The 19,016-nt window shown below is 71.5% G+C and carries 15 protein-coding genes; 10 read left to right on the forward strand and 5 right to left on the reverse strand.

What is annotated here, in order from left to right; all coding sequences use genetic code 11:
• Positions 1 to 397 precede the first annotated feature (397 nt).
• On the forward strand, positions 398 to 5,851 hold the full coding sequence (locus tag GA0070610_RS14235; RefSeq protein WP_089000485.1) for an ATP-binding protein: 5,454 nt from the start codon (positions 398 to 400) through the stop codon (positions 5,849 to 5,851).
• Positions 5,852 to 5,992: 141 nt separating this feature from the next.
• Here the strand turns inward: GA0070610_RS14235 and GA0070610_RS14240 are convergent, their stop codons facing one another.
• The 4 genes from GA0070610_RS14240 to GA0070610_RS14255 all read right to left on the reverse strand — a co-directional run bounded on the left by GA0070610_RS14240 (position 5,993) and on the right by GA0070610_RS14255 (position 10,753).
• Complete coding sequence (locus GA0070610_RS14240; protein ID WP_157747154.1) at positions 5,993 to 7,357, reverse strand: outer membrane protein assembly factor BamB family protein; 1,365 nt, start codon at positions 7,355 to 7,357, stop codon at positions 5,993 to 5,995.
• A 173-nt stretch (positions 7,358 to 7,530) separates the two neighbouring features.
• A complete protein-coding gene (locus GA0070610_RS14245; RefSeq protein ID WP_089000487.1) occupies positions 7,531 to 8,940 on the reverse strand; it encodes an ABC transporter substrate-binding protein in 1,410 nt (469 codons plus the stop codon).
• A 20-nt stretch (positions 8,941 to 8,960) separates the two neighbouring features.
• Positions 8,961 to 9,791, reverse strand: coding sequence for a carbohydrate ABC transporter permease (locus tag GA0070610_RS14250; protein WP_089000488.1), 831 nt, complete (start codon positions 9,789 to 9,791; stop codon positions 8,961 to 8,963).
• Positions 9,788 to 10,753 carry a carbohydrate ABC transporter permease gene (locus GA0070610_RS14255; protein WP_197697853.1) on the reverse strand — a complete coding sequence of 322 codons (966 nt, stop codon included), beginning with the start codon at positions 10,751 to 10,753 and terminating at the stop codon, positions 9,788 to 9,790. Before GA0070610_RS14255 ends, GA0070610_RS14250 begins: the two co-directional genes overlap by 4 nt.
• Positions 10,754 to 11,046: 293 nt before the next feature.
• Here GA0070610_RS14255 and GA0070610_RS14260 point away from each other — a divergent pair, with 293 nt between their 5' ends.
• From GA0070610_RS14260 to GA0070610_RS14285, 6 genes are all read left to right on the forward strand, one after another.
• Complete coding sequence (locus tag GA0070610_RS14260) at positions 11,047 to 11,796, forward strand: hypothetical protein (RefSeq protein ID WP_197697854.1); 750 nt, start codon at positions 11,047 to 11,049, stop codon at positions 11,794 to 11,796.
• Between the two features lie 102 nt (positions 11,797 to 11,898).
• Entirely contained in the window at positions 11,899 to 12,465 is a 567-nt protein-coding gene (locus GA0070610_RS14265; protein WP_197697855.1) for an SDR family NAD(P)-dependent oxidoreductase, read from the forward strand.
• Positions 12,455 to 13,039, forward strand: a complete 585-nt coding sequence (locus GA0070610_RS14270) for an RNA polymerase sigma factor (RefSeq protein ID WP_231926117.1) — start codon at positions 12,455 to 12,457, stop codon at positions 13,037 to 13,039. Before GA0070610_RS14265 ends, GA0070610_RS14270 begins: the two co-directional genes overlap by 11 nt.
• Positions 13,036 to 13,968: a CU044_5270 family protein gene (locus GA0070610_RS14275; protein WP_089000489.1), complete on the forward strand. Its 933-nt coding sequence runs from the start codon at positions 13,036 to 13,038 to the stop codon at positions 13,966 to 13,968. The genes GA0070610_RS14270 and GA0070610_RS14275 overlap by 4 nt, the downstream gene beginning before the upstream one ends.
• Before the next feature lie 162 nt (positions 13,969 to 14,130).
• Positions 14,131 to 14,886 carry a formylglycine-generating enzyme family protein gene (locus GA0070610_RS14280; protein WP_089000490.1) on the forward strand — a complete coding sequence of 252 codons (756 nt, stop codon included), beginning with the start codon at positions 14,131 to 14,133 and terminating at the stop codon, positions 14,884 to 14,886.
• Positions 14,887 to 15,228: 342 nt separating this feature from the next.
• The gene (locus GA0070610_RS14285) at positions 15,229 to 16,500 is read left to right on the forward strand and encodes a hypothetical protein (protein ID WP_089000491.1); all 1,272 of its coding nucleotides are present in this window, start codon (positions 15,229 to 15,231) and stop codon (positions 16,498 to 16,500) included.
• A 55-nt stretch (positions 16,501 to 16,555) separates the two neighbouring features.
• Here the strand turns inward: GA0070610_RS14285 and GA0070610_RS14290 are convergent, their stop codons facing one another.
• Complete coding sequence (locus tag GA0070610_RS14290; RefSeq protein ID WP_089000492.1) at positions 16,556 to 16,885, reverse strand: hypothetical protein; 330 nt, start codon at positions 16,883 to 16,885, stop codon at positions 16,556 to 16,558.
• A gap of 279 nt (positions 16,886 to 17,164) precedes the next feature.
• On the opposite strand from GA0070610_RS14290, the gene GA0070610_RS14295 reads away from it, so the two are divergent.
• From GA0070610_RS14295 to GA0070610_RS14305, 3 genes are read left to right on the forward strand one after another with little or no spacing between them, the layout of a single operon-like run.
• Positions 17,165 to 17,566 carry a hypothetical protein gene (locus tag GA0070610_RS14295; RefSeq protein ID WP_089000493.1) on the forward strand — a complete coding sequence of 134 codons (402 nt, stop codon included), beginning with the start codon at positions 17,165 to 17,167 and terminating at the stop codon, positions 17,564 to 17,566.
• On the forward strand, positions 17,553 to 17,873 hold the full coding sequence (locus GA0070610_RS14300; RefSeq protein WP_089000494.1) for a type VII secretion target: 321 nt from the start codon (positions 17,553 to 17,555) through the stop codon (positions 17,871 to 17,873). The genes GA0070610_RS14295 and GA0070610_RS14300 overlap by 14 nt, the downstream gene beginning before the upstream one ends.
• Positions 17,870 to 19,015 carry a WXG100-like domain-containing protein gene (locus GA0070610_RS14305; protein ID WP_231926118.1) on the forward strand — a complete coding sequence of 382 codons (1,146 nt, stop codon included), beginning with the start codon at positions 17,870 to 17,872 and terminating at the stop codon, positions 19,013 to 19,015. Before GA0070610_RS14300 ends, GA0070610_RS14305 begins: the two co-directional genes overlap by 4 nt.
• Position 19,016 lies beyond the last annotated feature (1 nt).

Genomic DNA, 19,016 nt, shown 5'->3' on the forward strand with positions numbered 1-19,016 from the left:
GTCAGCGGTGTAGGAGTCACACCTGGCTGCAAATCCGGATCCGACGATCCCATTCCCGTCCGACGGCGAGGTAACGCAGTTCACAGCCCACCTGACCACGGTGCGCCACGACCCGGTGACCGACCCCAGTGCCGCGCCGGCCCCCGTCGCGGCGGTAGGGGTTCCGGGGACGCCTGCCGGCCCGGCGTCCCAGCAAATGGAAGATCCCGCCACGCATCAGGAAGAAGCTCCCAGCGGAGGCTGCGTTTCCGCTGGTCAGGCACGTGCTGTCGCGCCACGCGCGAAGGGAGGCGGACCCCTGGGGTTCTGATCCCGGGATGCAAGGGTGGACACTGCCGAAGGTGCCGCGGCGTGGCGGCATGGCACATCATGGGTTTCTACAGGAGGGCTTGGTCGAGTGTTCAAACGTGTCGCCATCGTCAACCGCGGTGAGGCCGCCATGCGGCTCATCCACGCCGTACGGGACATCGCCGCGGAGACCGGGACACGGATCGAGACCGTAGCCCTGCACACCGACGTCGACCGTACGGCCACCTTCGTCCGCGAGGCGGACCTGTCCTACGACCTCGGTCCCGCGTCCGCGCGCCCGTACCTCGACCTGAAGGTGCTGGAGCGCGCGCTGGTCGAGACCGGGGCCGACGCCGCGTGGGTCGGCTGGGGCTTCGTCGCCGAGGACCCGGCGTTCGCGGAGCTGTGCGAGAAGGTCGGTGTCACCTTCGTCGGGCCGAGCCCGGAGGCCATGCGCAAGCTCGGCGACAAGATCGGCGCGAAGCTGATCGCCGAGGAGGTCGGCGTGCCGGTCGCGCCGTGGAGCCGCGGCGCGGTCGAGACCCTCGACGCCGCCCTGGCGGCGGCCGCCGAGATCGGCTACCCGCTGATGCTCAAGGCGACCGCCGGCGGCGGCGGGCGCGGCATCCGTGTCATCACCAGCGAGGCGGAGCTCGCCGACGCCTACGAGCGCACCAGCCAGGAGGCCGCCCGGGCGTTCGGCAGCGGCGTCGTCTTCCTGGAGCGCCTCGTCACCGGCGCCCGCCACGTCGAGGTCCAGGTGATCGCCGACGGCCAGGGCACCGCGTGGGCGCTCGGCGTCCGCGACTGCTCCGTGCAGCGGCGCAACCAGAAGGTCATCGAGGAGTCGGCGTCGCCGGTGCTCGGTCCTGAGCAGACGGCCGAGCTGAAGGCGTCGGCCGAGCGGCTGGCCGTCGCGGTCGCCTACCGGGGCGCGGCGACCGTGGAGTTCCTCTACCACCCCGGCGACCGGCTGTTCGCGTTCCTGGAGGTCAACACCCGCCTTCAGGTCGAGCACCCGATCACCGAGTCCACCACCGGCTTCGACCTGGTCAAGGCGCAGCTGCACGTGGCCTCGGGCGGGCGGCTCGAAGGCGGGCCGCCGGTGGAGCGCGGGCACGCCATCGAGGCCCGGCTCAACGCGGAGGACCCCGACCGCGACTTCGCGCCCTCCCCCGGCCGCATCGCGCGCCTCGACCTGCCCGCCGGCCCGGGCATCCGCGTCGACACCGGCGTCAGCGAGGGCGACACCATCCCCGCCGACTTCGACTCGATGATCGCGAAGATCATCGCGTACGGCCGCGACCGCGACGAGGCGCTCGGCCGGCTGCGCCGCGCGATGGCGCAGACCACGGTGATCATCGAGGGTGGCGCGACGAACAAGAGCTTCGTGCTCGACCTGCTCGACCAGCCGGAGGTGATCGACGCCAGCGCGGACACCGGCTGGATCGACCGTGTCCGGGGCGAGGGCAGGCTCGTCACGCACCGGCACTCCGCCGTCGCGCTGGCGGCCGCCGCCATCGAGGCGTACGAGGAGGAGGAACGCGTCGAGCGCCAGCGGCTGCTGTCGACGGCGTTCGGCGGGCGCCCGCAGGTGCAGCACGAGAGCGGCCGGCCGCTGGACCTCAAGCTTCGCGGCGCCGGCTACCGCGTACGCGTCGCGCGGGTCGGCGCGCACCGCTTCCGCGTCGGCATCGAGGCCGGTGGCGCCGTGCGCACCGCCGACGTCGAGCTGGACCGCTTCGACCGGCACTCCGGGCAGATCGTCGTCAACGGCGCCCGTTACCGCCTGCTCATCGGCACCCACGGGCCGATCCACCTGGTCGAGGTGGACGGCGTGGCGCACCGGGTCAGCCGCGACGAGGGCGGCGTGCTGCGCTCGCCGATGCCGGCGCTGGTCGTCGCGACGCCGCTGCTGGTCGGCGCCGAGGTCGAGGCGGGCGCGCCCGTGCTGGTGCTGGAGAGCATGAAGATGGAGACGGTGCTGCGCGCGCCGTTCCGGGCGCGGCTGCGGGAATGCGTCGTGTCGGTGGGCACCCAGGTCGAGGCGGGCGCGCCGCTGCTGCGGCTGGAGCCGCTCGGCGACGACGCCGAGGCCGCGGAGACCTCGGCCGAGTCCGTCGAGCTGGACCTGCCCGTCGCCGCCGAGGCGGTCCCGGCGCGGGAGCGCGCCACGCGCGGGCAGGAGGACCTGCGCAGCCTGCTGCTGGGCTTCGACGTCGACCCGCACGACGAGCGTCGGCTGCTCGACGACTACCTCGCCGCGCGCCAGGGCGCCACCGAGGCGGGTCACCGGCCGCTGGCCGAGGAGCTCGACCTCATCGAGGTGTTCGCCGACCTCACCGAGCTGAGCCGCAACCGGCCGACGGGCGAGGACGGCGGCGGCCACGTGCCCAGCGCCCGCGAGTACTTCCACACCTACCTGCAGTACCTCGACGTCGAGCGGGCCGGCCTACCGGAGACCTTCCAGGCCAAGCTCGCCAAGGCCCTCGGCCACTACGGCGTCACCGAGCTGGAGCGCTCCCCCGAGCTGGAAGCCGCCGTCTTCCGGATCTTCCTCGCCCTGCAACGCGCGTCCGCCGACGCCACGGTCGTCGCGACGCTGCTGCGCGCCTGGCTGCGGGAGCCGCCGCCGGACGAGTCGCTTCGTGAGCCCGCCGGTCTCGCGCTGGAGCGGCTGGTGGCCGCGACGCAGGTGCGCTTCCCGGTGGTCTCCGACCTCGCGCGCGGCGTCGTGTTCGCCTGGTTCGCCCAGCCGCTGCTGCGCCGCAACCGCGCCCGCGTCTACGCCGACGTCCGCCGGCACCTGCGCCACCTGGACGCGCACCCCGACGCGCCGGACCGGGCGGAGCGCATCGCCGAGATGGTGCGCTCCACCGAGCCGCTGGTGCGGCTGCTCGGCCAGCGGCTCGTCCGCGACCACCTGGACAACGCGGTCATGCTGGAGGTGCTGACCCGGCGCTACTACGGCAACAAGGGCCTCACCGGCGTACGCACCAGCAAGGTCGAGGGCTGCACGTTCGTGGTCGCCGAGCGGGCCGACTCGTGCGTGGTCTCCTCGGCCGTGCGCTTCGAGGCGCTGGGCAGCGCGCTGCGCGGCCTCACGGAGCTGGCGGGCGGCCACGACGCCATCGACGTCGACATCTACCTGGCGTGGGAGGGGCAGCCGGAGGACTTCGACGCGATGGCCGCGGCGCTGCACGAGGTCGTCAACGCGCACCCGCTGCCGAACCAGGTCCGCCGCCTCACCACCACCGTCGCGGGCCGCAGCGGCGCGGTGATGCACCACCACTTCACGTTCCGCCCGTCGACCATGGGGATGAGCGAGGAGCGGCTGATCCGCGGCCTGCACCCGTACATCGCGCAGCGCATGCAGATGGAGCGGCTGAGCAGGTTCGACCTCACCCGGCTGCCGTCGTCGGACGAGGAGGTCTACCTCTACCAGTGCGTCGCGCGGGAGAACCCGTCGGACGACCGCCTCGTCGCGTTCGCGCAGGTGCGCGACCTGGCCGAGCTGCGCGAGCACGACGGCCGGCTGGTGGCGCTGCCGACGGCCGAGGACGTGCTCGCCACCTGTCTCGACTCGATCCGCCGCGCGCAGTCGCGGCGCCCGTCGCGCAAGCGCTTCAGCACCAACCGGATCGTCGTCTACGTCTGGCCGCCGAGCGACCTCACCCGCGCCGAGCTGAAGATGATCGCCCAGCGCGTGCTGCCGACGACCGCGGGCGCCGGGCTGGAGGAGATCCTGTTCATCGCGCGGCAGCGCGACGCCAGGACCGGCGAGCTGACGAAGATCGCCGTACGCATCGCGTTCGACGCCACCGGCGGCACGAAGCTGACCGTCGGCGAGCCGTCGGAGGAGCCGGTCGAGCCGCTCGACGACTACCGGCAGAAGGTGCTGCGCGCGAGCAGCCGCAACGCCGTGTACCCGTACGAGCTGACCGACCTGCTCGGCACCTTCGTCGAGCACGACCTCGACGAGAACCACGCGCTGGTGCCGGTCGACCGGCCGAAGGGGCGCAACAGCGCGGCGATCGTCGCCGGTGTGGTGAGCACCCCGACCCGCCGGCACCCGCAGGGCGTCACCCGGGTCGTGCTGCTCGGCGACCCGACGAAGGCGCTCGGCGCGCTGTCGGAGCCGGAGTGCTGCCGCGTGATCGCCGCGCTGGACCTGGCCGAGCGGATGCAGGTGCCGCTGGAGTGGTACGCGCTGTCCGCGGGCGCCCGGATCTCCATGGAGTCGGGCACCGAGAACATGGACTGGGTGGCCGCGGCGCTCAAGCGGATCGTCGAGTTCACCCAGGACGGCGGCGAGATCAACATCGTGGTAGCGGGCATCACCGTCGGCGCGCAGCCGTACTGGAACGCCGAGGCGACGATGCTCATGCACACCAAGGGCATCCTGGTGATGACGCCGGACTCGGCGATGGTGCTCACCGGCAAGCAGTCGCTCGACTTCTCCGGCGGGGTGTCGGCCGAGGACAACTTCGGCATCGGCGGCTACGACCGGGTGATGGGCCCGAACGGGCAGGCGCAGTACTGGGCGCCGAACCTGGCCGCCGCCCGCGACGTGCTGATGGCCCACTACCAGCACACGTACGTCGTGCCGGGCGAGCAGCGGCCACGGCGGGCGCGTACGAGCGACCCCGTCGACCGCGACATCTCCGGCTTCCCGCACATCGTGGCGGGCAGCGACTTCACCACCGTCGGCGAGATCTTCTCCGCCGGCGCCAACCCGGACCGCAAGAAGCCGTTCGACATCCGGACCGTGATGCGCGCGCTGTCCGACCAGGACCGCCCGGTGCTGGAAAGGTGGGCGGGCATGGCCGACGCGGAGACCGTGGCGGTGCAGGACGTACACCTCGGCGGCATGCCGGTGTGCCTCATCGGCATCGAGTCGCGGGCGGTGCCGCGGCGCGGCTTCCCGCCCACCGACGGCCCGGACACCTACACCGCGGGCACCCTGTTCCCGCGCTCGTCGAAGAAGGCCGCGCGGGCGATCAACGCGGCCAGCGGCAACCGGCCGCTGGTGGTGCTGGCGAACCTGTCCGGCTTCGACGGCTCGCCGGAGTCGATGCGCAACCTGCAACTGGAGTACGGCGCGGAGATCGGCCGGGCCATCGTGAACTTCCGCGGGCCCATCGTGTTCTGCGTGATCTCGCGCTACCACGGGGGCGCGTTCGTGGTCTTCTCCAAGGCGCTGAACCCGAACATGACCGTGCTCGCCCTGGAAGGCTCGTTCGCCTCGGTGCTCGGCGGCGCCCCCGCCGCCGCCGTGGTGTTCTCCGGCGACGTCAACGCCCGTACCGCCGCCGACCCGCGCGTGCGGGAGCTGGAGGCCCGCGTCGCGGCCGCCTCCGGCACCGACCGCGCGGCGCTGACGGCGGAGCTCGACGAGCTGCGCTCCTCGGTACGCGTGGAGAAGCTGGGCGAGGTGGCGGCCGAGTTCGACCGGGTGCACAACATCCAGCGCGCGGTCGAGGTCGGTTCCGTCGACGCCGTCATCCGCGCGGCGGAGCTGCGCCCGCGCGTCATCGAGGCCATCGAGGCCCGCCTGCGCTGAGGTGGCGTGCCGCAGCGACGGCATCCGTCGATGGTCCCCGGCCCGGGCGGGCCGGGGACCATCGCCTCCGCGTCGCGCGGGCGGCGCTGCCCGGTCCACCGGGAGCGGCGGCCGGCCGACCGCCGCTCCCGGTGGACCGGTTCAGAAGACGTACAGGTCCAGGGCGATCCCGTCCGGTCCCCCGGAGTGGCTGACCGCCACCCAGTCGTCCCCGGCGCCGGCGAGCCAACCGGGATACCGGCCCAGCTGGCGGCCGGTCGACACGTCGTGGACGAGCACGACCGGCCGCTGCTCGACCGCGCCGCTGACCGCCACGAGGCGTCGGGTCACGCTCGACCGCCAGCTCGCCGAGCTGCCGGCCAACCCCGGATCCGGCGCGCTCCACCGCGTCGCGCCGGTCGCCGCGTCGAGCAGGGCCAGCTCGCCGCCGTCGGCGGTGCGCCGCACCAGCACCGACCGGTCGTCCCCGTCGACCGGCACACCGGGGGTGGCGGCCTCCCACTGCGTCTTTCCGGTGCGCAGGTCCACCGCCTGGGGCCGGCCGGCGGCGGTGACCGCGACGAGCCGGGTACCGGCCCCGATCATGGTCAGGCCGCTGCGGTCGTGCGCCAGCCGCTTGACACACTCGCCGTCCTCGCGACGCCCGCTGAAGACCTCGCCGGACCAGCCCCCGGCGCCGGTGGCCGCGTCGACGGTGGCGATGTCGACCGTGCACCGCCGGTCGTCGCGGGGCGGATCGTGGTCGGTGGTCACCAGCAGGCCACCGGCGACGAAGCCGTGCCAGGCGCGGCTCGGCAACCGGCCGGCACCGGCTTTGCCGGTGGTGGCCGCGACGGTGGTGTAGGTGCGCCCGTCCAGCCGCACCGCCACGTACCGCCCGGTGGGCGCGGCATGCGGCGCGCGGACGCCGATCGCCTCGTCGGTCACCCGGGCGAACCGGTCGGCGGGCAGCTTCCACAGTTGACGACCGTCGCGCACGTCCCGGGCGACGACCACACACTTCGCGGACCGTCCGGTGCCGACGCACGCCCGGTTGTAGACGTTCTGCTGCTGGACGACGACGTCCTGGGTGTCCTCCGCCCGCCAGCGGGTGGCCCCGGTGGCCGCGTCGAGCACCTCCAGCGGCCCGCCGTTGTTGGCGCTGACGACGATCAGGTCGCCCGCGACCGCGTACCGGTAGCTCACCGGGAACGGGTGACGCCACCGGTCCTGCCCCGTGGAGCGGTCCACCGCGCGCAGTTCCCGCCCGTCGGGCACGACGACGACCTGGCCGAGCTGCGTCAGCGGCTGGTCGATCCGCCGGGCAGTCACCGACCAGACCGGCGGCCGGCTCTCCTGTTCCGCCTGGCCCTCGCTTCCGCGCAGGCTCTCCTGGGTCACCTCGACGCGCGGCGAAGGCCGCTCGGGCGGCTCCGCCCGGGGGCCGGTGCAGGCGGCGAGCCCGACGAGCAGACCCAGGGCTGCCCCTGCCAGGCTCCAACGGGGTGGGCGGTGCGACGGCGCCAACGGTCTCTCCCTCGATCGACGGACGAGCCCCACCCTAGGAACCGCCCGCACGCCCGCCCCTACGAGGTGCGCGATCGGCGGCCGGCCGGGCGCCGGTGGGAGGGCGGGCGGGCAGCGGGAAGGGCCAGTCCCGGCGGAACTGGCCCTTCCCGACGATCAGCGCGGTGCGGTGGTCAGCCGACCGACTTGTTGTAGCTGTCGATGGCGCCCTGCACGCTCGCCGCCGCGTCCTTCATGGCCTGCTCGGCCGGCTTGCTGCCGACGATGGCCGCCTCGAGGCCGTCCTCGGACGCCTTGCGGGCCTGCGGCATCACGCCCAGCAGGCAGCCGGCCGACGCGACCGACGGCGGCAGCGCGTGCAGCTGGTCGACGGCGGTGCGGAACTGGGGGAACTTCGCCATCCAGTCCTTGTCGATCTGCTCGTCGAGCGCCTTGGCGTTGATCGGCACGTACCCGGTGCTGGTGTGCCACTTGGCCTGCTCGACGGGCCCGGAGGCGAACTTCACGAACTCCCAGGCGGCCCGCTTCTCCTTGTCACTGTGGCCAACTCCGTTGATCCACAGCGAGGCGCCACCGATGATCGGTCCGCCCGTGGAGGAGGCGCTCACCTTCGGGTACGGGGCGGTGAGCACGGTGAACTTGCCCTTCGCGGCGTCGACGTAGCCGCGCAGCACGCTGGTGGACTCCAGGTGCATGGCGACGGTGCCCGACTTGAAGGCGGCCTGGGCGTCGTCGGTCTTGCGGCCGGTGTTGGTCGCGTAGCCGCCCTTCACCAGGTCCGTCCACCACTGCGCGACGCGTACGGCCGTCTCCTGGTCGAACTGCACCTTCGTGGCCAGGCCCTTGCGCCCGTTGCCGTTGTCGCAGTACTCCTTGCCGTCGGTGGCGAGCAACTGCTCCACCAGCCAGCCGTAGATGGCGGCGTTGAAGCCGTACTGGACCGTCTTGCCGCTGGCGTCCTTGACGGTGAGCTTCTTCGCCAGCTCGCCGATCTCGGTGAGGTCCTTCGGCGGCTTCGTCGGGTCGAGGCCGGCCCGCTCGAACGCTTCCTTGTTGATGTAGAGCAGGGGCGTCGAGGAGTTGAACGGCATCGACCAGAGCTTGCCGTCGACCGAGTAGTAGCTGGCGATGTTGGGCTCGATGTCGCCGGCGTTGAAGCCGTCCTTCTCGATGAACTTGTGCATCGGCACGACCTGCTTCGAGTCGACCATGAAGCGGCTGCCGATGTCGTAGATCTGCACCAGGGCCGGCGTGCTCTTCTGCTGCACCGACGCCTTGTACTTCGCGATCGTCTCGTCGTAGCTTCCCTGGAAGACCGCCTTGACCTCGACCTTGCCGCCGCTCTGGGCGTTGAAGTCGGCCACCAACTGGTCGACGGCGGTGGCGTTGGCACCCTTCATCGCGTGCCAGAACTCGATCGTGGTCTTGTCCGTGGCCTTCTCCAGCACCTCGGCGCCGGGCGCGTCGAGCGCGCCACTGCCGCCGTCGGTGCCGGAGCCGGAGTCGCCGCAGGCGGTGAGCGCGGCGGCGGCCACGACGGCGACGATCGCCGCCGCGCTACGGCGGAGCCGAGGTCTTCTCATGGGTTCTCCTTTTCGATGGTTCAACGCAGCGCCCCGGCGGTCAGCCCGCGGACGATGTAGCGCTGGCCGAAGATGACGACGGCCAGTGTGGGTAGCAGCGACAACGCGACGCCGGCGAGGACGAGACCCGGCTGCGCCGCCTCGGCGTCGTTGAGCTGGGAGATGCCGATCTGCAGCGTCTGGAACTCGGTGTCGCGGATGAGGATCAGCGGCCAGAAGTACTGGTTCCACGCCGAGAGGAAGACGTAGACCCCGACCGCCGCGATGGAGGGCTTGGACAGCGGCACGATGACCCGCCACAGCAAGCGCCAGTGGCCGCACCCGTCGATCACGGCGGCGTCGCGCAGCTCGGTCGGGAACTGAAGGAACGCCTGCCGCAGCAGGAACGTGCCGAACGCCGAGGCGAGGAACGGCAGCACCAGGCCGAGGTAGGTCAGCCCGCCGCGCGTCAGGCCCCAGTCGGAGATGGCCAGGTAGTTGGGGATGATGATCGCTTCCCACGGCACCATGAGGGTGGCGAGGAAGAGGCTGAACGTCGCCGCCTTCGCCGGCAGGCGGAGGAACGCGAAGGCGTACGCGGCGAAGATGCTGGTGACGACCTGCGCCACCGTGATGACGCCGGCCTGCACGGCGGAGTTGGCGTAGAAGCGGCCGAGCGGCACCGAGCTGAACACGTCGGTGACGTTCTGCCAGTGCAGCGCGCTCGGCACCAGCGCGGGCGGGTAGGTCGCCAGGTCGCCGGGGCCCATCACGGCGCCGACGAAGCCGTAGTAGACCGGGAAGAGCACGGGGATCGCCGCCAGGCCGAGCACGACGTAGACGGCGATCCGCCCGAGGTTGAGCTTTTTCATCGGTAGTGGACCCGCCGTTCGAGGACGCCGAATTGGACGGCCGTGCAGCCGAGCATGATGACCAGCAGCACGACGGCCTGCGCGCTGGCCGCGCCGAAGTCGGAGGAGCCGAAGGCGAACGCCTTCTCGTAGATCGAGTAGACCAGGGTCGTCGTGGCCTGGTCCGGCCCGCCCTTGGTCAGGATGTGGATCTGCCCGAAGCTCTGCAGCGCGTGGATCGTGGAGACCACGACGAGGAAGAACAGCTGCGGGGAGAGCAGCGGCACGGTGATCCGTGTCGCCAGCCGCCAGCCGGTCGCGCCGTCCAGCCGCGCCGCCTCGACCACCTCGGGCGAGATCGCCGAAACCCCGGCGGAGAGCACGAGGATGTTGTAGCCGAAGTTCATCCACACCGTCGCGGCGCAGACGGCGGGCAGCGCGATCGACGGGTCGGTGAGCCAGTTGACCCGGTCGATGCCGAGGGAGCCGAGCAGGCCGTTCGCCACCCCGATCGCCGGGTTGTAGATGACGGCGAAGATGACCGACGCGGTCGCCACCGAGAACGCGAACGGCAGCGCGAACGCGGTGCGCAGCGCCCGTACGCCCCGGATGCGCGCCTCCAGCAGCAGCACCACGAACAGCGCGCCCAGCACGGCCGGCACCACCGAGAAGAGCGTGAACAGCGCCGTCGTGGCCAACACCCCGCCGAACTCCCCGGACAGCATGTCCCGGTAGTGCGCCGCGCCGACGTACTCGGACGCGGCACCGAAGATGTCGTTGCCGTGCACCGACAGGTACAGGGTCCGCCCGAGCGGCCAGAACACGAACAGGGCGAAGACCCCCACCGAGGGCAGCAGCATCAGCCACGCGAGACCGGACTCGCTGAAGCGGGCGCGCCGCACCTGTCGGGCGGTGGAGGGCGTGGATTCGGAGGTCAGGGAGCGTTCGCCCGGTGGCGCGCTGACGGTGGAAGGGGGAGGCACCGCAGCACCCTACCAACGGCATTGAGGGATAGACATCATTTGGGGCGTGATGTGCCGTCAGCGCGGGAGCGGGAGCCGCCGAAGATTCGGCACTTGACGCAAACGGGCGGTCAGGGCGCGACCGAGCCCCTACGGTCGGTTGTCGACAACGTCGCGACCACCGGCCCGAGGAGCCAGATCATGCGGACGATCGTGACCAGTGGGAGGCAAGGGTACGGTGCCCGCTGCCGGCGGGACGCGTCGCGGGCGGTCCGGCCCGCTCCCGCCGTTGCCGAGACCCATCCCTGTGGTGCGTGAGCGTGTCGGCCGGGCACTCCGACGGAGACGGCGACCGCCCCCAGCGTGAGGGCGGACGTGCCGCCCGGGCGCACAACCGTCGAGAGGACGGTTCCCGTCTCGACGATCTCACCGACCGGCTCGACAAGCCGATGGGGATCCTCGGCCTCCTGTTCCTGCTGTTGGTGCTCGTGCAGGCGTTCACCCGCGACGAGCCGCTCAGCACCATCCTCACCATCATCAGTTGGATCCTGTGGGCCGTGTTCGTGGCGGAGTTCGCCCTGCGTGCCTGGCTGTACCGACACCGCGCCCGACAGTTCTGGCAGCGGAACTGGTGGCAGGTGATCTTCCTCGCCGTACCCTTCCTGCGGTTCGCCCGCGCGGCCATCGCGCTTCGCGCCGCCCGGGGAGCCGGAGTGGTCGCCGCCGCCGTACGCGGCTCCCGCTCGGCGGGCCGACTGCTCACCGACCGGCTGGCCTGGCTCGCCGTCGTGACGGTGACGGTCATCCTGGCCGCCGGGCAGTTGCTGACGCTCACCGGCTCCTACCCGACCCACGGGCGGGCCCTGCACGCTGCCGCGCTCACCACCATCACCGGCGTGCCGCTCGGCGCCACCGACACGTTCGCGCAGATACTCGAACTGGTGCTGGCCGTCTATTCCGTGGTGGTGTTCGGCACCCTCGCCGGCGCCGTCGGGGCGTACTTCCTCAGCCACGGGCGCACCGCCGACGAGCCCGTACGGCAGGACCCCGAGCCGGAGCGGTGAGCGGCCCGGAACCTTCAGTGCCGAGCACCGACGCCGATGTCACTGCGCGGGCAGTTCCGGGCCTCGCGCGTTCGTCCATCGTGAGATATCTATAATTCCGCCATGAGTGGTGGTTCCCGGTCGCTGGCCGGCAGACGGGTCCTCGTCACCGGTGGCGCCCGCGGGATCGGTGCCGCGCTGGCCCGTCGGTTGCACCAGCGGGGCGCCAGGGTCGCCGTCGTCGGGTTGGAGCCCGAGTTGCTGGCCGACGTGTCGGCGGCGTGCGGCGACGCCCCGTGGAGCAGCTGCGACGTCCGCTCCCGAGCCCAGGTCGACGCTGCGGTCGAGATGGCGGTGGACCGGCTCGGCGGGCTCGACGTCGTCGTGGCCAACGCCGGGGTCGCCGCCCAACTGCCGCTGGTCGGCGGCGACCCGGACGTGTTCGAGCGGACAAACGGCGTCAACGTCCTCGGCACCTACCACACCCTGCGCGCCGCAGCCCCGCACATCAGCCACCCGAACGGCTACGCGCTGGTGATCGCGTCACTCGCCGCGGCGGTGCACGCGCCGCAGCTCGGTGCGTACCGCGCCCGGCACTGCCGGGCTCGACGCACGACCTCACCGCCTGGGGAATGTCCCCGATGGTGGAACTCGGGGGCGGCTGCGGACAGGTACAGATGTGACAGCTGAGATGCGGGTCCGGATCCGGGCCGGAGACACCGATGCGTTCGGTGAGCTCTTCGATGAGCATGCCGATGCGGTCTATCGGCATGCGGTGTGGAGTGGGGATGATCCGGTTCAGGCCGAGGATGTGGTGTCGCTGACCTTCCTTGAGGCGTGGCGAATTCGCGAATCCTTGCATCCGGATGGAGACAGCCTGCGGCCGTGGCTGCTCGGGATCGCCACCAATGTACTGCGCAATCGCAGGCGGGCTGCGCGCCGGCACCGGGAGGCATTGCGGCGATTGCCCGTACGCGACACCGTCCCGGACTTCGCTGACGAGGTGGTCGCCCGGATGCACGATGCCGGCCAGGTGGCTGCGGTCATGGCGGGACTGCGGGCGCTGCGCCGGGCGGACCGGGAGGTGTTCCTGCTCTGCGTGTGGTCGCAACTGGACTACGCGGCGGCGGCCGAGGCGCTGGGTGTACCCGTCGGGACCGTGCGTTCGCGGCTGTCGCGGGCCCGGACCCGGCTGCGGGTGCTGGCACAGCAGGAGATGGCGCGTACCCGAATGATCCCCGTCGAGCAGGGAGAGTACCGATGAGTGAGCCCACCGCCCCCCAGGTGCCGGCCATGTCGGCGCTGCGCCGGCAGGCACTGCGGCATCATCTGATGAACGAGATCGAGCGGCCGGCCCGGCGGCCACGGCGGATGCTGGTGCTCGCGCCCGCGGCCGGCGTGCTGGCGGTCGCGGTTGCGGCCGGGGCGATCGCCCAGCCGTGGGCGCCAGACAGCGCGCCGCTGATCGTGACGGTAGAGCAGGGCGATCGCAGCGGCGCGACGTTGTTGCTCAACCGGATGGCCGCAGCGGCCGCCGACACGCCAGACCCAACATCCGGCGAGGGAGAGTACGTCTACATCAGGAGCCGGGGTGCGTTCGCCGAACTGGGTGACGGCCCGGCGCGGCTGCAGCCGGTGCACGAACGGGAGATTTGGATCCCGCGGAACGAGCGCGGTGACGGCTTGCTCCGCCAGCCGTTCCTCAACGTACCGATCATCGGTGTGATCCCGGAGCGGGAGACGCTCACGGACGTGACGCCGAACGCGGCACTCGTAGATTTGCCCAGCAATCCGGACGCCCTGTTGGAAAAGCTCTACCGGGAGCGCGACGAGCGTGGCAGAGGCAACAGCCGCGACGGCGCGGCGTTTACCGCGATCGGCGACATCCTGCGTGAGTCGCTGGTACCGCCACAGACGACTGTCGCGCTCTACCAGGCCGCGGCGAAGATTCCGGGGGTCGAGGTGGTCCGCGGGGTCACGGACGCGGCCGGGCGGCGGGGGGTGGCTGTCGCGCACACCGAGCGGAGCCAGCGCAAAGAGTGGATCTTCGATGAACAAACGTACGAATACCTCGGTGAGCGCAGTTACCTCGTGGCGGACACCGCCGACGGGCCGGCGGGGACGGTGCTGGGCACGACTGCGGTGCTGCAGCGAGCCGTGGTGTCGAACCTCGGACAGCGCCCAGAGAGGTAGCTGCCCAGCAAACCGGCGCAATCGATGCTCTTGCGAGCCGCTCACGAATTGCAGGACCGGCTCGCACCATGTTGCGAAACGTCCTACTCGTGGTTTAGATCGCCTTGCCTGGCTCCTTATCCCTGCCCCGGCACAACGCCTCGGCTGCTAGCGTTCGGCGCCATGTGGACCGAGGAGATCGTGGCCGGGCGTCCGGCCTGGCGGCACACCGCATCGGGCGTGGTGTTCCGGGAGGTGCCCGGCGGCACGTTCCGCATGGGTCTGTCCGACGCGGAACTGGAGGCCGTACGCGCCATCGAGCGCAGCGGCGAAGTCGAAGACACGATCGAGCCCTTCTTCGCCGCCGCCAAGGACGCCCAGCCCGTGCGGGAGGTGCGGGTCGCACCGTTCCTGATCGCCCGGCACCCGCTGACGGTCGCGCAGGTCCGGCACTGGCTGCCCGACTACGAGGACGACTACGCCGACGAGGACACGACCACCGCCCGCCTCGAGGACGACCTGGACGACCTGCTCGACGCCCTGCCGTTCCGGCTGCCCAGCGAGGCCGAGTGGGAGTACGCGGCCCGCGCCGGCACCACCACCCTGACGTTCCGCGGTGACGGCAAACCCGACGAGGATCAGGTCCTCGACGACTTCGGCGACGAGGAGCGCACGGCCGCCGGGGAGAACGCCTTCGGCCTGGCCGCGATGGGCTCGGCTGGCGAGATCTGCGCCGACGTGTGGATCCCCGGCTTCGCGGACGCACCGACGGACGCCCGGCCACGCACCGGCGACGGGCCCCGCACCGTACGCGGCGGCGCCGCCGACCTCTACCCGTGGCAGGGCTGCGACGAGTGGCTACTGCTGCTTTCCGCCACCCGGTACGAGCACTCGCAGTTCGCCGCGGTCCGCCCGGTCGCACCGCTGCCGTCCCGGTAGGCCGCCTCCTGGCTGGTCGACGGATTTGCGGAGAAGCCCACAGCCGTACGCCCGTCGACCGCCGCCGTCGGCCTGCGAGCCACGGGCGTCGTTCAGCGCGGCCCTGTCGACGACCCAGTTCAGGCGCCCGTCCGCAATCGTCCTGCGCCGCTCCGCGTGCACGGTGGTCGTCGTGGACGGATGGCGAGTCGCATTCACGACAGGACGAAGCCGCGATGCTCGGCGCACAGCCTCCCACCTGCCCACTACGCTGACCGCCGCCGGCCGATGGACGAGTCGCTGCGGTCCCTCGACGCGCGCCGTCCTGTGCCGCTTTCCCCGCCCACACTTCAGGAGCCGACGATGGACGACGAGATCCAGCTGATCAGTGACGGCGATGGCTTCGCGGTCATCGGGAATCCGGCGGCCGTCGACCGGTTCCTCACCGCTGAGCGGCTGCCGTCGAAGGATCTCGGGCTGAAGCGGCTCCGGTCCGCCCTCGGTGCCGGATCCAGCGTCGCGAGGGCGGGGGCCGAGATCTCCGCCAACTCGGGCCGCTGGGTGAAGTTGACCGAAGAGTCCGCGCGAGCGATGAAGCAGTTCCCCCTCATGAAGGGTTCGGAGTCGGATTTCAGCCGGGCGGTGCTGACCGAGAACGGCAAGATCAAGGGGCTTCTGGAGATCGTCACGACTCCAGGGGCGCTGTTGAGCAACCCGGCGCTGCTGACCGGTGCGGCGGGGCTCATGGCGCAGCTCGCGATGAAGCAGAGCATGGAGGAGATCACCGAGTATCTGGCGTTGATCGACGAGAAGGTCGACGACGTGCTCCGCGCCCAGAAGGATGCCGTGCTGGCGGACATGATCGGGGTGGACCTCGTGATCGGGGAGGCCATGACGATCCGGGACCGGGTGGGCCGGGTCTCCGAGGTCACCTGGTCGAAGGTCCAGGCCACGCCGGTGACGATCGCCCGCACCCAGGCGTACGCGCTGCGTCAGCTCGACGCGCTCGCGGAGAAGATGGAGCGAAAGACCAAGGTCGCCGACCTCGCCAAGACCTGCAGGGAAGCCGAGTTGAGGGTTCAGGAGTGGCTCGCCGTGCTGGCTCGCTGCTTCCAGCTTCAGGACGCGGTCGCCGTGCTCGAACTCGACCGGGTGCTGGACGCGTCTCCGGAGGAGATGGACGAGCATCTGCTCGCGCTCCGGGCGGCACGGCAGAACCGGCTGGAACTCATCTCACGCAGCACCGAGCGGCTGATGGCCCGGATGGACGCGGCTGCCGGCACGGCCAACACGAAGGTGCTGTTGAACCCCACCTCGTCCCGGGCGACGGTGCAGTCGAGGAACCATGTCGCGACCGTCGTCGTCGACTTCCACGGCAGGCTCGGCATCGCGCGCGACCGGCAGTCGCTGGACGCGCGACGGTGGCTGGACGCGGCCGTGGAGGTGCGGGACAAGGTCCTCGATACGGGCGTGGAGGTGCGGGACAAGATGCTCGTGACCGGCACGGAGGGCGTCGACGCCGCCAAGCACTTCGGCGTGGAGACCTTCGGCCGGACCAGGTCGGTGGTGGGCAGGCTCTCCAGCGGAATCGCCGAGCGTACGCAACGCCAGCGCGGGAACGACGAGAAGGGCTGAGTGCGCCGCCGACAACACCCCGAGATGTACGCGAGCCCGCGCAGGCAGCTCGCCGTCAGTCCTCGGCGTCAGACGTCTCCTCGTCGGGCGGCAGCACCGACGCGTCCGGGCGCAGCGGGGCGGGCGTGGGCAGGGCGCCGAGGCCGACACGCTCCAACTCCCTGTGCAGGCTGCCGCGAAGTTCCTTGACCACGTCCTCCCGGGCCTGCCGATAGGCCAACTGGGCAGCCGCACGGGCCGCGTGACCGGCATGCCGGTAGCCGCCCCACCACTGCAACCGCCGATAGGTCCCGTTCTCGTTCCTGATACGTACGACCCAGAAGGTCGAGCCGTGCTTGCGCACCGTCCAGTAGCTGCCGTCGGCGGTGTAGCTCCCGTGTGCCATGCCCCAAACCTAGCCAGCGTCCCCACCTCAGGCCTCAGCCGTCCGTCTACAATGGATCCCTGACGCGCCGGTCGGGCTGAGGGAGCGCTCGTGGGTGCGATGCCGAGGTTGGTCAACACGGCCCACCTTGAGCAGATCGCGGCCATCGCAGGGCCGTCGAGCGCCGCACCGGTCCAGGCCGTAGTCGGCACCGCCAGCGGCACACCACGCAGCGCCACCGGTTGGTAACGTGTCGGCGACGCGGACCGGTCGGCGTCGATGCCCTGGGGAGGGTCAGGCATGTGGGCGGACGAAGCCGCGCTGGACGAGGCGACGCACCGGCTCGACGACTGGGAAGCGTCCATCGCGGACCGGGCGGCCCGAGCCAAGGAGCTGGCTTCGCAGGTACAGACGATGCGGGGCACAGCGACCAACCCTGATCGCACCATCCAGGTCACCGTCGACTCGTCGGGCCTGCTGGTCGACCTGCGGCTGGACGAACGCATCCGACAACACTCCGCAGTGCACACCGCCCGGCAGATCCTGGACACCACCCGGGCCGCGCACGCCGACCTCCTGTCCAGCCTCACCAAGGCAACCACGGGCATCCTCGGCGCCGGGGATCCGACCGCAGCGGCGCTGGTCGAGTCGTACCGCCGCCGGCTGGATCCCGACCAGGGCACACCGGATGCCCGGCGGTGACGGCATCCAGGTCGACCCCGACGGCCTGATCCACCACGCCGCACGCCTCGATCGCCGCGCCGACAGTCTCGACACCGCCCGCCAGGCCGGCCAGCACGTCCGCCTGGGCGCCGAGGCGTACGGGCGGCTCTGCGCGATCATGCCGGCGCTGCTCGACGGCCTTCAGCAGACCCTGGTCCAGGGCATCGGCACGGCGGCCGGCTCGGTACGCGACACGGCCGACCGGCTGAGAACGAGCGCCGACCGCTACCGGGCCTCCGACGCGCGGGCCGAGCAGTCGCTACAGCGGATACGGCACAAGGAGTGACCACCAACCCGCTCGTCGCCACGGCCGCCGAGACCCCGCCCAGCGCCTGGGCCGGCATCTGGATCTGCGAGGACATCGAGCTCATCGCGCAGGGCGTCCGCAACGGCAGCTGGATCGACGGCACCCTCGGCGTCGTCAGTGCCGGCCTGGACGCCCTCGCCTTTGTCTCCGATCCGGTCGGCGTGCTGCTCCAGTACGGCATCGCCTGGCTGATCGAGCACGTCAAGCCGCTCAGCGAGGCACTGGACTGGCTCGCGGGCGACCCGGCGCAGATCACCGCCCACGCCCAGACCTGGCGCAACGTCGCCGCGTCGCTGCGCAAGGAAGCCGCCGACCTGGCCGCCGCCGCCCGCACCGACGTCGCAGGCTGGGGTGGCGGCGGCGGCCCCGCCTACCGCGCCTGGGCCGCCGAGCAGCAGCAGGCCATCGGCGGGCTGGCCCAGGGCGCCGACACCCTCGCTGCCATCACCGAAGGGGCCGCCGGCCTGGTCGCCGCCGTCCGGCTGCTGGTCCGCGACGCCATCGCCACCTGCGTCTCCCGGCTCATCGTGTACGCCGGCGAACTGGTCGTCACCGGCGGGCTCGCCGCGCCGCTGGTGGTGGAGCAGGTGACGACGTTGGTGGCGTCGTGGGCGGCGCGGATCGCACGGCTGCTGCGGGCACTGCTGGCGAGCCTACGGCGGCTGATGCCGGAGGTTCGGCGGCTCGGCGAGCTGATCGAGAAGCTTAAGCAGGCGCTGGGGCGGTTGAGCACAGGTAGTGGTCCGCCAAGTCCCCGAGGTGGCCGCAACCAAAGGCAGGAACTGCTGGCCGAGCTGAGCCAGCAGGGCGTGAAGCACAATCCGGAAAAGATAGTCGCCATCGGCCGAGATCCGAACGGGCAGATCATCTTCCTAGAAACGGGGAACGAGCGTGCTGGCCTTACCCACATCCTGCGACACGCTGGCGATTTCGCGAAGGCCGGCGTACCGGAGGAGAAGGTGCCGAATCTCGTGTTCGCCGCCGTCACCGAGGGGAAGGTGGTCGGGATGCAGCGGACGCGCCCGATCTACGAGGTGATGTTCGAGGGTAGGGTGCACAAGGTCGCCGTCTCCGTCGGCAACAACGGATTCATCGTGGGGGCGAACCCAGTTGGACGCTAGC

The organism is Micromonospora echinofusca, from assembly GCF_900091445.1.
In the GTDB taxonomy this organism is placed as follows: Bacteria; Actinomycetota; Actinomycetes; order Mycobacteriales; family Micromonosporaceae; genus Micromonospora; species Micromonospora echinofusca.

What these genes read in the sequence shown, in the direction of transcription:
- GA0070610_RS14245 (WP_089000487.1), bottom strand. Translation starts at nt 8,940, where the DNA reads ATGAGAAGACCTCGGCTCCGCCGTAGCGCGGCGGCGATCGTCGCCGTC.
- GA0070610_RS14250 (WP_089000488.1), bottom strand. Translation starts at nt 9,791, where the DNA reads ATGAAAAAGCTCAACCTCGGGCGGATCGCCGTCTACGTCGTGCTCGGC.
- GA0070610_RS14265 (WP_197697855.1), top strand. Translation starts at nt 11,899, where the DNA reads ATGAGTGGTGGTTCCCGGTCGCTGGCCGGCAGACGGGTCCTCGTCACC.
- GA0070610_RS14275 (WP_089000489.1), top strand. Translation starts at nt 13,036, where the DNA reads ATGAGTGAGCCCACCGCCCCCCAGGTGCCGGCCATGTCGGCGCTGCGC.
- GA0070610_RS14280 (WP_089000490.1), top strand. Translation starts at nt 14,131, where the DNA reads ATGTGGACCGAGGAGATCGTGGCCGGGCGTCCGGCCTGGCGGCACACC.
- GA0070610_RS14285 (WP_089000491.1), top strand. Translation starts at nt 15,229, where the DNA reads ATGGACGACGAGATCCAGCTGATCAGTGACGGCGATGGCTTCGCGGTC.
- GA0070610_RS14290 (WP_089000492.1), bottom strand. Translation starts at nt 16,885, where the DNA reads ATGGCACACGGGAGCTACACCGCCGACGGCAGCTACTGGACGGTGCGC.
- GA0070610_RS14295 (WP_089000493.1), top strand. Translation starts at nt 17,165, where the DNA reads ATGTGGGCGGACGAAGCCGCGCTGGACGAGGCGACGCACCGGCTCGAC.
- GA0070610_RS14300 (WP_089000494.1), top strand. Translation starts at nt 17,553, where the DNA reads ATGCCCGGCGGTGACGGCATCCAGGTCGACCCCGACGGCCTGATCCAC.